The sequence below is a fragment of the Runella defluvii genome (assembly GCF_014195535.1).
Lineage (GTDB): Bacteria > Bacteroidota > Bacteroidia > Cytophagales > Spirosomataceae > Runella > Runella defluvii.
On sequence record NZ_JACIBY010000031.1, the window covers coordinates 22323 to 37202 of the forward strand.

Here is a 14880-nt window from a genome sequence, read left to right on the forward strand (position 1 = left end):
GAGATATCAGATGCAACAGTTGAAAAATACATAGCAAAAATCAAGCCAATTCAAAATAAATTGATATTTCTCGGGAATAAATAGGCTAAAAAAAAGAAGCTTATGTTGTTAAGACTGTGTTTCACAAGGAAATATGGCCTTTTGCTTCATTTTTACAATAAAAACAAGGGGCTACAAGTCCCTTTTAACGGTAGACTTATCAAAACGGCGTTTTGCCTTATCCAAACTTGATTTCACAAGCTATTTCTTTCTTTGGATTTGTTATAAGACTCTTCCTGCTTATTGTAGACCATAGTTTGCTTGTGTATAGGCGGATACCTACTGTATCCTGCTCATTTAAACTTTACACCCTACTATGCCAATGAATCCATTTTTCACCCCCCAAAAAATGGGGTATCTCCTGTTAGCATCAGCACTATTCTTTTCAAGAAGTATTTATTCACAATGCACACTCAATGCCAACATTTCGGGCAATACTTCTGTATGTAACGGCAGCACTACACTTACAGCCAATGTAACAGGTGCGAATAATTGTACAGGAACAGAAACATTGGGTTTGTTTTACTCTCTAGACGATTGTAAGAATCCCGGACAGACAGGATATCAAGGAGCTTTTCCCGCTACAGTAGCCCCTGCTTCTTCTACGGCTTGTCAAGTTAATCTTGACCCTTATAATATGTTTTATGGAACCAATCAAACATATTCTTGTAACGCTTCCTTTGGAGGTACAGGAGCAGAGACTTCTACCACCGGAATGTGCACAGAAGGGTACAATGGTAATAGTTTCTGTGGCGATGTCCTGGTTTCTAATAATTGTGCTGCGGGTTTCTTCTTAAGAATAACAGCTTCTTCTGCACAGCCTGCTCAACTAAGTAAACTGAGTTTTTATGTGAAAGGTGTTACTCAACTAAGCTCGGTAGCGTGTACCAAATTAGGGGTTCGAATTACAGCCGGAGGAAGCCAATCTCCTGGTCTCTATTATATAGACGCTATTGCTATACCTCGTACTACTTGGACTCAATACACTTTAGATTTGTCTTCTGTACCAGCCCTTACTATCAACTCTATTCTTAACACATTTGATATTTTTTTCCAAGGATATGCACCCGAAGGCCCCCTAAGTGATGGTCAAACAGCTCCTATGTTTGAAATGGATCAAATACGGGTATATTATAAATGTGAAAGTTCTTCTTCCACTCCTTCTTACTCATGGACTGGGCCCAATGGTTTTACGTCTTCTCAACAAAGTATCACCGCTACCACAGCAGGTACTTACTATGTAACTGTTACTGACTGTCAAGGCTGTACTGTAACTAAAAGCGTGGTAGTAACAGGTTGTACGAATTGCAGTATCAGTAGTGTAAGTGCCACACCCAGTGCCTGTAATTCAGCTACGAATACGTATTCCACTACTGGCTGGATTGACTTTACGAATCCACCGAGCATCGGTACACTAACGATAAACGATGGCGCGATAAGTCAGACGTTTAATGCACCTTTTACGAGTCCTATTTTTTATACTCTTTCTGGGATTTCCTCTAACGGTAGTACACATACGGTTACGGCTTCGTTTAGTGCGGCCAGTTGTTCAAATACCACTACTTATCCTGCACCACAGAGTTGTACTGTACAGACTTGCAGTATCAGCAGCGTAAGTGCCGTGCCTGGTGCCTGCAATTCTGGCACTAATACTTATTCTGTAAGCGGCACTGTTTATTTCAGTAATCCACCGAGTACCGGTACACTTACCGTAAGTGACGGCATAGCAAGTCAGATGTTTTATGCACCTTTTACAGTCCCGTTGAGTTATACACTCACAGGGATTCCCGCTAGCGGCAGTACCCATACGGTTACGGCTTCGTTCAGCGACGTTAACTGCACTAAGTCAACTGCTTATACGGCACCACAGAACTGTGGTGCCATTAGCTGTACTGTCACTCTCACCGCTATTCCGAGTTCCTGCAATTCAGCCGATAATTCTTATACAGTCACCGGCAGAGCAACAATAGTGAATGCACCTGGAGGTAGTATCATTACATTTACGGACGGTACGACAAGCCAATCTTACACTATCCCTAACAGCCAGGTAAGTACAACATGGGTAGACTATACATTAACAGGGTTTACAGCAAACAGCAGCAATCATACCGTTTATGCGACAGTAAGCAGTGGTGCTTCGTGTCAGGGGAGTATTACTTATACGGCCCCGGCAAATTGTCTGTGTACAAATCCCACGCCAAGCGTTAACAATCCTACGATCTGCACAGGTAATTCAGCAACGCTCACGGTCACGAGCTGTGCTGGCAGTATCAGTTGGAACGACGGCACTACGGGAGCCACCAAAACCGTCAGTCCAACAGCAACCACTGCTTTCACCGCTACCTGTACGGCAGGGTCCTGCTCTGGGACAGCGACCGCTACGGTAACAGTTGTAAATAAGCCCGTACCGACAATAGACGTAACTTCTTCCACAATTTGTGAAGGCGGTACTTCTACATTGACAGTTTCCGGTTGCATAGGTACAACGCTAACCTGGAACGATAATGCGGGCGGAGTAAACAAAACCGTTAGCCCGACAGCTACTACCACGTATACGGTTACCTGTACAACCTACGGGGGATGCTCCGGAACCGCCACAGCTACGGTAATAGTTACCCCCAAACCCGCGCCAAGCGTTAACAGCCCAAGTATCTGCGCGGGCAATTCCGCGACGCTGACGGTTTCCAACTGTGCCAGCAGCATCAGCTGGAACGACGGCACTACGGGAGCTACAAAAACCGTCAGCCCTGCTTCCACGACTACTTACACAGCTACGTGCAGTGTAGGGAGTTGTAGCGGCACCACTACGGGTACGGTTACCGTCTCAACCGCGACCACTCCTACCCCAAGCGTTAACAACCCAAGTATCTGCGCCGGAAGTTCCGCAACGCTGACGGTTTCCAACTGTAACGGCAGTATCAGCTGGAACGACGGTACTACGGGAGCTACAAAAACCGTTAGCCCTTCCTCAACTACTGCCTATACCGCCACCTGTACGGTAAGTTCGGGCAGTTGTTCAGGCACAGGAAACGCCACGGCGACCGTGACGGTAACGCCCAAACCTACGCCAAGCGTTAACAGCCCAAGTATCTGCGCTGGAAGTTCCGCGACCTTGACGGTTTCCAACTGTAACGGCAGCGTTAGCTGGAACGACGGCACTACGGGAGCCACAAAAACCGTCAGCCCTACTTCCACGACTACTTACACAGCTACGTGTAGTGTAGGAAGTTGCAGCGGCGTCGCTACGGGTACGGTTACCGTCCCAACCGTAGCGACGCCTACGCCAACGGTCAACAGCCCAAGTATCTGCACCAGAAGTTCCGCAACGCTGACGGTTTCCAACTGTGCTGGCAGTATCAGCTGGAACGACGGCACTACGGGAGCTGTCAAAACCGTTAGCCCAACAGCAACCTCTACCTATACCGCTACCTGTACGGTAAGTTCGGGCAGTTGTTCAGGCACAGGAAACGCCACGGCGACCGTGACGGTAACGCCTAAACCAACGCCGACCCCCACGGTCAATAATGTAACGATATGCACGGGCGGAACAGCGACGTTAACGGTTTCTAACTGTAATGGTACAGTATCATGGAACACTGGCAGCACCGCTGCAAGCATCACCGTAAATCCTACAGCGACAACCTCTTACACCGTAACGTGCAGCGAAGGCACAGCCCCATGTAATGGTACAGCCACCGCTACGGGTACGGTTACCGTTTCAACCGTAGCGACGCCTACGCCAACGGTCAACAGCCCAAGTATCTGCACCGGAAGTTCCGCAACACTGACGGTTTCCAACTGTGCTGGCAGTATCAGCTGGAATGACGGCACTACGGGAGCTGTCAAAACCGTTAGCCCAACAGCAACCACTACCTATACCGCTTCCTGTACGGTAAGTTCGGGCAGTTGTTCAGGCACAGGAACCGCCACAGCGACCGTGACGGTAACGCCCAAACCTACCATATCTATAAATGCAACGGGTATCAGTTGTGCTACTGATTTAACAACCTATAGCATCACTTTCACCGCTACTGCCGGGGCAACTGTAACGGCTGATAAGGGAATTGTGTCAGGTAACACCGTAACAGGGATTGCATCAGGACAAACCGTAACCCTTACCGCCACCGCAAACGGCTGTACCGCCACCGCTTCGGCTACTAAATCCTGTAATTGCCCCACTATTAACCCACCCATTGGAACAAATACGGAAATTTGTGAAGGTGATCCTGCTCCTGTTTTAAGGGCAACAGTAGACCCAGGCCTGCAAGCCGATTGGTACAATGCAGCATCGAGCGGGACAAAGGTGGCAAGCGGATTAAGCTACACGCCAGCCATTGCACAGTATCCAGCGGGGGGCGACTTTTATGTAGAAGCCGTCAATCCAACATCAGGTTGTAAAAGCCCCACCCGCACCAAAGTAAGTTGGCTGATACATCCGAAACCGACACTCTCAACGCAGACGGCCTGTAACGCCAACAATTTGAGTTATTCAGTAACTGTAACCACTAATGCAGCCTCAATCACAGCAGACAAAGGTACGGTATCAGGTCTGACCGTGACGGGAATACCCACAGGACAAACCGTTACGATAACAGCCACTTCAGACAAAGACTGCAAAACCACTAAGACCCTAACCCAAGATTGTGCTGCGCCGTGCACCTTGCCTACATTCAAAGTTACAACTGCTTCGGTATGCGTGGCCAATTCATGGTCAATTGGCATCACTGTTTCACAAACAGGTATGATCAAAGTAAACAAAGGCACAGTGAGTGGTTCAGGAACTAACTTTACAGTCAGCAACATTCCAGCTGGAACTGCACTCATCATCACTGACAGTCTTTCTTCTGTTTGTAAAAAAGACACCGTTATAGCCCCGCCCAAAGACTGTAATTGTGTCACAGAACCACCAATAGCCGCTAACACCACTGTTTGTAAAGGTACTGCCTATCCAATGCTCCATGCTATTATAGTAGGTTATGGTACTGTAGATTGGTATAAAAAAGCAGCAGGCGGTACCCCGTTAGCCACTGCCACTCTTTCGTACCAACCGACCGGTGTAGTGGCGGCCAACGATACCTTTTATTTACAAGCGCGAAATTTAGCCGTTGGTACGTGTCCCGACCCTGATTTAAGAACAAAAGTTGTGGTTTATGCTCAAACTTGCACAGACACAGTGGATTTGGCTTTGAAAAAATCCATCAACACGAAGATTGCTCAGACTGGAGATGAACTGACCTACACCCTGAAAGTGTGGAACGAATCTAATAAAAATGCGACGGGAGTATCAGTCACCGATTCGATTGCGAAGACAGCACAGTTTGTGGCGGGCAGTTTCACGGCAAGCCGAGGCAATGCCACCATCAGCGGCAATGTAATTCAATGGACCATCGGCAACGTCGCTGCGGCAGGCGTCCCTGCTAACGGCGATACGGTCACGCTGACTTACCAAGTGAAAGCCACACAGGAAGGAGTTCACTTTAATACGGCAGAGATTTGTACGACCCTCGAAAAAGATGTGGATTCAACCCCGTGTAATCATAAAGGAGACGAAGATGATATGGATACTAAGTGCTTTACGGTTCCTTTTAAATTGTGCCCAGCTAATAAAGTAGAAGTGAACGTACCAGCCCAATATACCAACGTACAATGGTTCAAAAACGGCGGCAGTACGCCTATTGCCTCAGGAAATGCCGTCCTTTTGTCAGAAGTGGGTACCTACACCTTCACGGCTATGAATCAGACCTGTCCAGTGGACGGTTGCTGTCCGATCATCATTGAAGCAGGAATTAACTGCTGCCCAGAAGACCTGTGTATTCCTTTCACCATTCAGAAAAGTAAGTAGAGTAAAGAAATGTTACATCCCATCTGCGTTGCGTATGGGATGTTTTTATTTTTTGTGTTTGTGCATCATGGTTACTTTCAGATTTCTGACATATAGTCTGAAAAAGTGGGGTGGAATGGTTCTATTGAGACGGACAGTTGAAAAGCGTAACTTTACAAAGTTATGTCATCAAAAACAACCAAACAACCTTGGCGTAAATATGACGCCAGCTTTGAGGCTCAAGTCTTAAATAAGGTTGAAAACGGACAAAGTGTTCCTGAAGTAGCCAAAGAATTAGGCATTAGCGAAGGTATTATTTACCATTGGAAAAGTAAATCCAATACCAAACGTAGCATGCGAGTCTGTGAGTTAGAACGGGAAGTAGCACAGCTTAAACAACCACTGCGTCAGGCAGACACAAAACGAGACATCTTAAAAAAATCGGGCCGCCGAGCAGCTGCATTGATTTTTGCCAAGCCGACCTGAAAACTAAGTATGATTTTGTTAGTAAGGAACGAGACCTCTTTCCTGTTCATATTTTGTGTAAAACTTTGAGTATCAACAAAAGCAGTTACTATGATATGTAAAGGGGAAAACCCATCAATCGGCTATTGAAACAGGTTTAGCGGATGAGGTACGCATAGTTTTTCAAACTCATCGCAGACGCTATGGAAGTCGGCGAATAAGGGCAGAACTAAAAGAAAGAGCCTATAAGGCAGGTCGTCACAAGATTCGAAAATTGCTTAAAGAGCAAGGCCTAAAAGCCATACAGTCACCAAGGCGGTTCACCGCTGCGGACTTATTTATCAGTATGGATGGGCCGATATAGCCGTAAAATAGTAGGATGGAATTTGGATGTTCATATGCGTGAGGAACTGATTTTAGAAGCTTTCAAAAATGCGGTAGCTCCTTACTGACCTACTCAAGGATTAATTGTTCACTGCGCCAGCAGCCCAGTCTGATAGAAGCGGACAGTATTTTGGCACCAGATTTAGGAAACTACTCAATCAATATCTGTTTCGACAAAGTACGGCAGGAAAAAAATCTGTCTACGAGAAGGCACATGCTGAATCTATTTTGGCTTCTCTTAAACGGGAATTGTTAGAAAAAGGTCAATTTGATAGTATTGAAAATGCCAAAATAGAGCTTTTTGACTACATAGAAGTCTATTATAATCGCATTCGAAAACATTCAGCTTTGCATTACATGAGTCCTAAAAAATTTGAGCAAATTTACAAGCAAAATGAATTAGTAACCCTGCAAAGTAAACTGTCCGTCTAAAATAAACCACCCCAAACAGCTTCTACGGTATACCCTGAATAAATAACTTTCAGAGCACATTACACTAGAATAAGGATTGAAACTTACAATAGGGGTAACACACCTGCAAGGGTCATTATAAAAACCCTAATTTCTTGGGCAAATCGCATTAATTCCAAGTATTGCTTCCTCGTAATAGGCTTCGGCCAAGATGGCTTTATTGATTGCTCCATTTCTTGTGGTTTGTTCAGGAAGGTAGGGAAAGAATTTTCTATCTTCAGCTACTTCTAAAAATGTGCCTATGAATCTCTAATCAGCCTAAGTTACACCGATTGAAGTTGACGGATGATTTTTCTTAATTCTTCATTGTCACTGATATACCGCTGAATTTGTCCTTTTAAGTAGGCATTTTCCGATAATAAAGCCGAAATCATCTTCTCCGTTTCCTCATACGGGACAGCTTCTTCGGATTGTTTGGCTTGGTTGGCGTATCCGCGACAAGTACCCGAGCAGTATTTTGCAGTAGATCTACTAGCGTAGAAAGTAGTTCCACACCAAAGGCAGTTTTTTTCAAACACCTTGGCATTGTACTTAAAATCGGAGCGGTCTAGTTTGGGCATTGGGAAACGTTAAATGGATGAATGTTCTTGGTTACAAAGAAAAGATTTATTGAAATTATTGCGTTATAAGTAGTTAAAAAATTTACACAATTGATGAAATGATTTGTTCAACCCAAGTGCTCAATTACTAGTTATTTTACCCAACCAGTGACAATGTATTACACCGTTTATCAAAGAGATTGTAGGAGGAAAAAGAGATTAACATTGCTGAAAATAGGCCTTACGTGTTACATTATTTATAGCGAAAAAAGCTGTCCAAATTTCAAATAGACCCATGAATAACATCACTTCTTTGATCCAGTCAGCGTAAAAGGCTCAATTATTGCCAGTTAAAGAGGAATAACAATCGATATCACAGTCCCTTTAGAAGTGGATTGGAACTGAGTAGTTCCGCCAATTACCCGGGCCCGTTCGATGATATTGTGCAACCCGAAAGCTTTACCACTATTCAGCGTTTTTTCAACATCGAACCCTTTTCCATTGTCCCGAATCTCAAGAAATACTTGTTTTTCTGTTGCTTGTAAAGTAATTTTAGCTGCATGGGCATTGGCGTATTTGAGCACATTACTCAACGCCTCTTGAATGATACGGTATAATTGAAGCTCATCAGGGGAAGTTAAGGCGCTTTCATAATCAATGTCAGTCATCACCATAAAGTCATTTTGGTTCTCAAAACGTTCTACGAGGGTTTTGATGTTGAGCACTAATCCAATTTGATCGAACAACACTGGATGTAGATTTCGGCTAATGCTGCGAACGTCGTTAATGATGTTATCTATTTTTCCGCTGACTGTAGCAATATCTCCCTGAAGAATATTTTTTAGAGTGAGGAGTTCGTGACTGATGCTGTCGTGAAGGTCGCTAGCAATTCGTTGACGTTCTTCTTCAGTATTCTGTAATAGTTGTTTGGTAAAGTTCATACTGTTCACTTTTTCTTGGTTCAGGCGTTTTTGGCGTTGCCACAGATAAAACGAAAGCACGGCCAGCACCAACCCCAGCATTGAGGCAATGAGAAAACCGATAAGTGCGTTTTTTTGGGCGAGGGTTTGGAGCTGAAGAGCTCTTTCTCTGGTAAGTACAAGTAGTTGGGAGCTCTGTAGTTTTTTATCTTGCCAGGCGAGTTTGAGTTCCTGTTCGCGTTCTTGTTTTTTTGCCTTCTCTTGTAGATAAGCTAATCTTTGTAAATCTCTGTCTTTCTCACTCAAAATAAGTGTTTGGTTTGTGATTTGAATAGCTTGTTGCTGTTGAATCGTCAAAAGCTTTTCTTTCTCAAGTTCCTTGGCTATGAGCTGTTGTTCGTACTTAAGTTGAGCTTCCTTTTTGTCAAAATCATATTGAGCTTCTTTTCGAATGACTTCATTTTTAATGTTTTCATTAAGAATACTGTCTTTAATGGCAATAAATTTTTTATATGCGTTATAAGCTTGCTTAAAATCTCCCATGTCACGATACAAAATACTTAAGCTGGCCCACCGTGCCGAAATATTCCGCCTATCGCCTGCTTTTTCATAGAGTTGAAGGCTTTGAATATTGTATTCTAACGATTTTTGATACCGTTGTGAAGGCTCTATGCTCCGTTTCAATAAAATGGAATCAGGAACAGTGTAGTAATAATTGCCAATATCGTGCAAAGAAGCAGCGATATGACGGCTATTTTGAAGTTCGCGACTCAGCTTGTGGGCTTCCTGTAAATACATCCAGCTTTTTTCAAAGTCTTTTTGCCTGAGATAGGCAGGACCCAGTTTCGAATAAATAATAAACAATTTCGGTTTGTCGTCAATTTTCTTTGCTACTGATAATGCTTTTAAATAGTAAAACAGGCTTTGATCAAAGTTATTGAGTACATAATAAGCTACCCCTAAGTTGAGATAACTTTCGGCAATCAAGGGCTCTCGTCCCAAACTTTCGGCCACTAACACCGCTTTTTGCTTATAAAGCAATACTTTATCCAAGTCGCCGATTCTATTAAAAATATCTCCGAGCAATGAATATATTTCGTATAATCTATTCGAATAGATAGATTCATCTAACAATTGTAAAGCCTTTAAAAACGAGTCTAGTGCTCTTTGATAATTTCCTGTATCAAACTGGGATCTCCCTCTTTTTATAAGTACAAGCGTGATACTCAAATTGTCTTTCAGTTCTCGATACAGTGCTTCTGATTTCTTGAGGGCTTCTTCTGCTTTTGCCCAGTCGTTCATTTGTTGATAACTCGTCGAAAGAGCCAAATAAGCATTTGCTGCCCCTCTTTTGTATTTTTGTTCTAGAAAAAAATTAAGTCCTTTTTGTAGGTACTGCAAAGCAAGGTTTGGTTTTTGTTGTATAGAGTATGCACTACCCATGGATACATAAATAGATCCGAGATTAAAATGGTTTTTATTTTTTGACTCAAAGTACTGCCTCGATAAAGCATATAACTGTAATGCTTCCTCGGGTTTACCATTGTCCTGTAACGACTGCCCTTTTTGGAGTTGGGCGGTCGCCGTAAAAAAGGGGTGATGTATGGTTTGCGCTAATTCCAACGCTTCATCAGCATATTTCAGCCCTGTTCTTGAATCGAATAAGACGTATGTGCTATGAATGTCCAGCAACAATTTTGTTTTAACTGTATCTTTTTTCAGGTAAACGTTATTTAGCCTCAATAAACTGTCTAACTTCTTTTTGTTTTGAGCTTGAAGAAGATAAGGGCTGCACATTAACAAAACATACAAAAAGAGTTTTCTCATAGATGGATTGATTGGGTTACAAAACTAGCCAACCATTTTTTTTATACAATTTTGCTGCTTTAAAAGAGAGGTGGATAAGCTTTTTTTTTGGTATATTTTTGTCGCTTCAATTCTCCTTTATTTTGATGAGTTTCATTGGAGTTAGATAGTCAATACTTGTATGTGGTTAAATATCAACCGCATAAGTAATGGCTTTACCTGCCTGTTCAAAAGATGGGAAAATATTGGTATAATAACTTCATAAATATTTTCATTTGCTTCAATAGCCATTTGTAGAGCTTTGACGGAATCTACTGCAGCTAAAGTCATTGACAGATAATAGTCAACTATTGTGCGCGAATAGGCACCTATCAGCGGAGATAAGTAGCCAAAACCAACCCCTATTCCAATATGTGTAATAGCAACTACCGCAATTGCGGTTTCGCCAAGCCTGTTTTAAGTGATGTTCTGAAAGTTCCACTAAATAAAACAGCTTACATCCTCCCCAAAAGTATTGCCTTTTCTTGAGTTGAATGACTTATTACGGACACTTTTTTCCCTTTCCCCGGTAAGATTAACCATCTGATACCAAGCTTTTTTCTGAATTCTATCCCGTATTCTTTTTCATTGAGAGCTATAATTTCTTCTAAAAGGGGGGCGCAGTTATTCCCACAGTAGGCGCAATTTTTGTACTGCCTCATGCGACTCTGATTCAGCTTCTTTTGCAGATTGTTAGATTTCCAAGTCTGAGTCCTGATATCCAATAAAGAATAATCATTACTGGCCATTGTTACCCCCTCCAGTAAGATTTTATCCAACGGTGAATGGTTGTGGCAGTGTAACCGTAATTCTCTCCTAAAGCATGGTAAGGAATTTTTCCTTGGCGGTATTCATCTACCGCTTTACATTTAAATTTCTAAAATTGATTCTTTATAGCCCTGATGGTTTGGTAAAACTATTTCAGGACAAGACATGGGTGTATTTAGAAGCCAATATCAGGCAGTGTTACTTATTTTCGTTGCTCGTTTTAGTGTACGAACTGATTTTTACTCCTCGGTGGCGAAGGTATTTGTAAAGCGTCATTTTGGACACACCAATTTCCTGGGCAATGGCATTGACCCCAAGTTTTCCTTCCTTGTAATAGGCTTCGGCCAAGATGGCTTTATTAATCGCCTCTTTGGTCATGCCAGCTCGCCGCCCTCCTTTTCGGCCGCGAGCTCTGGCGGCTTCTAAACCTGAGAGGGTACGTTCACGAATGAGGTCTCGTTCAAATTCGGCGAAACTAGCTGAGATGTTGAAGAACAGTCTACCCTGTGGCGTAGTGGTGTCGATGGCATCGTTAATGGAAAACAAGCCGACGCCTTTTTGGTTGAGCAATGCCACGACTTCGAGTAGGTGTTTGAGGGAGCGTCCAAGTCGGTCGAGTTTATACACCACGACAATGTCTCCATTTCTGACGAAGTCAAGTAGTTTGAGAAGTTCGGGTCGGTCGGATTTGGCGCCTGAGGCTGTTTCGGTAAAAACCTGTTCACAGCCTACTTTTTGCAGGGCATCGGTTTGCAGGTGTAGTGACTGGTCTTTGGTACTGATGCGGGCGTAACCAATTTTCATGAATTGTATAAGTAATGTGATTGATTTTTAAAGATAATTATACTTTGATACTTATACAACAATAGTTGACTTTTTAGGGTTAAAGTTGGCGAATTTGAGGGGTGGTAAATGACGGCGGTTAGGAGTATAATTAAACGGGGGTTTGTTTGGACAGTTTTTATCTGCCAGCACACTTATTCTGCTGGAAATTGTTCTGGAAGATTTCGTCGTTGCCTCCCTTGAGTGATACACCCCAATCTTGTTTCAATCCTTATTCTGCTGGAAATTGCTCTGGAAGTGGTCGTAGCATTTTTTTATAGCATCTTCTAGGTCTTGTTTCAATCCTTGTTCTGTTGGAAATTGCTCTGGAAGGATATGCCCTAGACTTATCGACCAAAATTGAATTCAGTTTCAATCCTTGTTCTGTTGGAAATTGCTCTGGAAGGCTTGTTGCTTATTGCTAGGCATAGTGCTATACAACTTGTTTTGTGCTGACCGCAAAATACTGGACACTGGCTTTCCCTTATTTTAGTGAATAGGGATTTGATTAATAGGGCTACTTTTCATATCCAAGCCCTTTGACTGCAAGAATTCGGATGGACTTTGAAAGCCAACTCCTCCGTGAATCCTGTCAAAATTATAGAATTCTCTAAATTGATTCATAGTTTGCTTTGCATCTTTTAAATCTCTAAACTGAAACCTTTGACAAACAGCATTTTCCATGATGGAATGATACGATCGCTCCGGCGACCCGGTCGATATGGCTATTTTGCTGCGGAGTAGCAGGCTTAGTAAACTCTTGAATGACCTTTTTGTCTTTGAAATACTTCTGTACCATATCTGCTATAAACTGTGACCCATTATCACATCTAACATAAAATTTCTCAGGAATAGTTATATGTTCAAAAGCGCGTTCAAATAGTTTGATAACATCTTGATATTTAATAGAGTAAGCTATTAAATGACTCACATTCCATCGAGAAAAGACATCCAAAATTGTCAAGACTTGTAGGCTACGATTCATACCAGCAACCCAGACGAACTTTATATCAAATTCAAGATAAGTAAAAGGTACTTCTACCTGCGGCAACAAGTCCTTGACCCAATTACGTTTCATCTTTTTGGAACTTGTACAATACTGATTTCTAAGTAATTGATGCTTCTTCATCAGCCTGTAAACCAAGTGTTTACTAATCTGCAAATGTTGTTTTTTTCTCAAATAGATATAGGTTTTGTAATACCCATAATCTACAAAAGGATGCTGAAAAAGCTGTTCTATGATTTTTACAACAAACTCATTATCAACAACTTTCCCATTTTTATCTTTGACAACAGCGTAAGGTTTACGTCCTCTCAAACCAATGCTGGGGCAATAGTAAAAACTGCTCCGAGCCACAGAACACCAAGCCAATACCTTGTACTTAGGAAAGGATAAATCAATGAATTCCTGAGCTACTGTTAGCCGTTCTTGTTTTGATAGACAGTTTTTTTTAAGAGAGCATCCTTAATTCGAATTTCAAGTCGCAGCGGCGAACCGTTTCTTTCTCAGCGACCAATTCTTTTAAAAGTTGGTTCTCACGTAAAAGATGATGGTATTCTGCTCGACTGATGCCACTTTGTCCCTTTGTTTTAGGCTCCCCTTTCATGGATTGCCACCTGTAAATCATCGAAGATGCGACGTTAAAGTGGCGTACCGTCGCTGTAATACCGTGTTGTTGATAGTGTTGGAGGATGTTTTCTATCTCAGTTTCACTCCAACTTTTACGATGTTTGCTCATATTGACTACAAGTTAGGTTTTCCCTTAACTTGTGTCCAGTTTTTTATCGGGCTGACAAGAATGTTGTGCTTAATTATCCTATTATTATACTCTTTCAGGGATTTTATCGCCCTTTCAATGGTTAAGACATTGATTATTTGAACTTTATATAATTTTATGTAAATTTACAATTATATTTTAAATTTACATAAATGATTCCAAGAGCACTGACTGATAAAGCACAATTTCTACTGACTAAGTTTCCGATGGTATCTATCTCTGGGCCGAGACAATCGGGGAAAACCACGTTTTCTAAATTGTTTGCTTCTGATTATCAGTATGTCAACCTGGAGCTACTTGACAGTAGAGCCTTGGCTCAAAATGACCCGCGTAGTTTCTTGGAGCGGTACCAAAACCGAGTTATCTTGGATGAAGTACAGAATGTCCCCGATTTGTTCTCGTACTTACAAGTGTTTACTGATGAGCGTAACCGAACTGGAGAGTATGTTTTGACGGGCTCACAGAACTTTTTGCTCATGCAAAAAATTACGCAGTCGTTGGCGGGAAGAGTTGCCTTATTAACCCTTTTACCATTTTCTTATTTTGAGCTACTTGACAAACCACCCATTGACGAGTTTATATTTAAAGGAGGTTATCCAAGGCTCATTCAAAAAGAAATATCACCTGACGACTTTTTTCCAACCTACATTCAAACGTACATTGAGCGAGATGTACGGCAATTAATTCAGGTTCAAAACCTTTCCCTTTTTCAAAATTTTCTGTATTTGATGGCGGGGCGAGCAGGACAAGTATTTAATGCCTCAAGTATTGCCAATGATTTGGGCGTAAACAGTCAGACCATAGAAGCATGGACATCGGTTTTGGAAGCGTCGTACATTTTATTTCGGTTGCCACCCTATTATAAGAATTTCAACAAACGCATCACCAAAGCGCCTAAAGTCTATTTTTACGACACAGGGTTACTATGTTATTTGTTGGGAATACGTACCGAAGCCGAAATCCAGTTACATTTTGCCAAAGGCGCTATTTTTGAGAATTTGGTGATTCTGGAGGTGATGAAAATGCAC

Annotated in this window: 10 protein-coding genes; 5 read left to right on the forward strand and 5 right to left on the reverse strand. The window is 42.3% G+C overall.

Going from position 1 to position 14880, the window contains the following annotated elements; all coding sequences use genetic code 11:
• Window positions 1-361: 361 nt before the first annotated feature.
• From FHS57_RS30780 to FHS57_RS30795, 4 genes are all read left to right on the forward strand, one after another.
• Window positions 362-5881, forward strand: a complete 5520-nt coding sequence (locus tag FHS57_RS30780) for an Ig-like domain-containing protein (protein ID WP_183980509.1) — start codon at window positions 362-364, stop codon at window positions 5879-5881.
• Window positions 5882-6043: 162 nt separating this feature from the next.
• Window positions 6044-6346, forward strand: a complete 303-nt coding sequence (locus FHS57_RS30785) for a transposase (RefSeq protein WP_183980511.1) — start codon at window positions 6044-6046, stop codon at window positions 6344-6346.
• Between the two features lie 124 nt (window positions 6347-6470).
• Window positions 6471-6689, forward strand: a complete 219-nt coding sequence (locus FHS57_RS32240) for an IS3 family transposase (RefSeq protein WP_183980525.1) — start codon at window positions 6471-6473, stop codon at window positions 6687-6689.
• 104 nt (window positions 6690-6793) lie between these two features.
• Window positions 6794-7141 (forward strand): IS3 family transposase, encoded by a 348-nt coding sequence (locus tag FHS57_RS30795; RefSeq protein ID WP_183980513.1) that lies wholly within the window; start codon window positions 6794-6796, stop codon window positions 7139-7141.
• 302 nt (window positions 7142-7443) lie between these two features.
• On the opposite strand, the gene FHS57_RS30800 is transcribed toward FHS57_RS30795, so the two are convergent.
• The 5 genes from FHS57_RS30800 to FHS57_RS30820 all read right to left on the reverse strand — a co-directional run bounded on the left by FHS57_RS30800 (window position 7444) and on the right by FHS57_RS30820 (window position 13813).
• Window positions 7444-7740 carry a hypothetical protein gene (locus tag FHS57_RS30800; protein WP_183980515.1) on the reverse strand — a complete coding sequence of 99 codons (297 nt, stop codon included), beginning with the start codon at window positions 7738-7740 and terminating at the stop codon, window positions 7444-7446.
• 329 nt (window positions 7741-8069) lie between these two features.
• The gene (locus tag FHS57_RS30805; RefSeq protein WP_183980517.1) at window positions 8070-10466 is read right to left on the reverse strand and encodes a tetratricopeptide repeat-containing sensor histidine kinase; all 2397 of its coding nucleotides are present in this window, start codon (window positions 10464-10466) and stop codon (window positions 8070-8072) included.
• Between the two features lie 984 nt (window positions 10467-11450).
• Complete coding sequence (locus FHS57_RS30810; RefSeq protein WP_183980519.1) at window positions 11451-12056, reverse strand: recombinase family protein; 606 nt, start codon at window positions 12054-12056, stop codon at window positions 11451-11453.
• Window positions 12057-12723: 667 nt separating this feature from the next.
• Window positions 12724-13392: a DDE-type integrase/transposase/recombinase gene (locus tag FHS57_RS30815; protein ID WP_183980521.1), complete on the reverse strand. Its 669-nt coding sequence runs from the start codon at window positions 13390-13392 to the stop codon at window positions 12724-12726.
• A gap of 133 nt (window positions 13393-13525) precedes the next feature.
• Window positions 13526-13813: a transposase gene (locus tag FHS57_RS30820; RefSeq protein WP_229601503.1), complete on the reverse strand. Its 288-nt coding sequence runs from the start codon at window positions 13811-13813 to the stop codon at window positions 13526-13528.
• Window positions 13814-14004: 191 nt separating this feature from the next.
• Between FHS57_RS30820 and FHS57_RS30825 the strand changes: the two genes are divergently transcribed.
• A partial coding sequence (locus FHS57_RS30825; RefSeq protein WP_183980523.1) for an ATP-binding protein occupies window positions 14005-14880 on the forward strand: 876 nt, incomplete at its 3' end.

Coding starts and splice junctions, on each gene's coding strand:
- FHS57_RS30785 (WP_183980511.1), top strand. CDS start 6,044: ATGTCATCAAAAACAACCAAACAACCTTGGCGTAAATATGACGCCAGC.
- FHS57_RS30805 (WP_183980517.1), bottom strand. CDS start 10,466: ATGAGAAAACTCTTTTTGTATGTTTTGTTAATGTGCAGCCCTTATCTT.
- FHS57_RS30810 (WP_183980519.1), bottom strand. CDS start 12,056: ATGAAAATTGGTTACGCCCGCATCAGTACCAAAGACCAGTCACTACAC.
- FHS57_RS30800 (WP_183980515.1), bottom strand. CDS start 7,740: ATGCCCAAACTAGACCGCTCCGATTTTAAGTACAATGCCAAGGTGTTT.
- FHS57_RS30820 (WP_229601503.1), bottom strand. CDS start 13,813: ATGAGCAAACATCGTAAAAGTTGGAGTGAAACTGAGATAGAAAACATC.
- FHS57_RS30780 (WP_183980509.1), top strand. CDS start 362: ATGAATCCATTTTTCACCCCCCAAAAAATGGGGTATCTCCTGTTAGCA.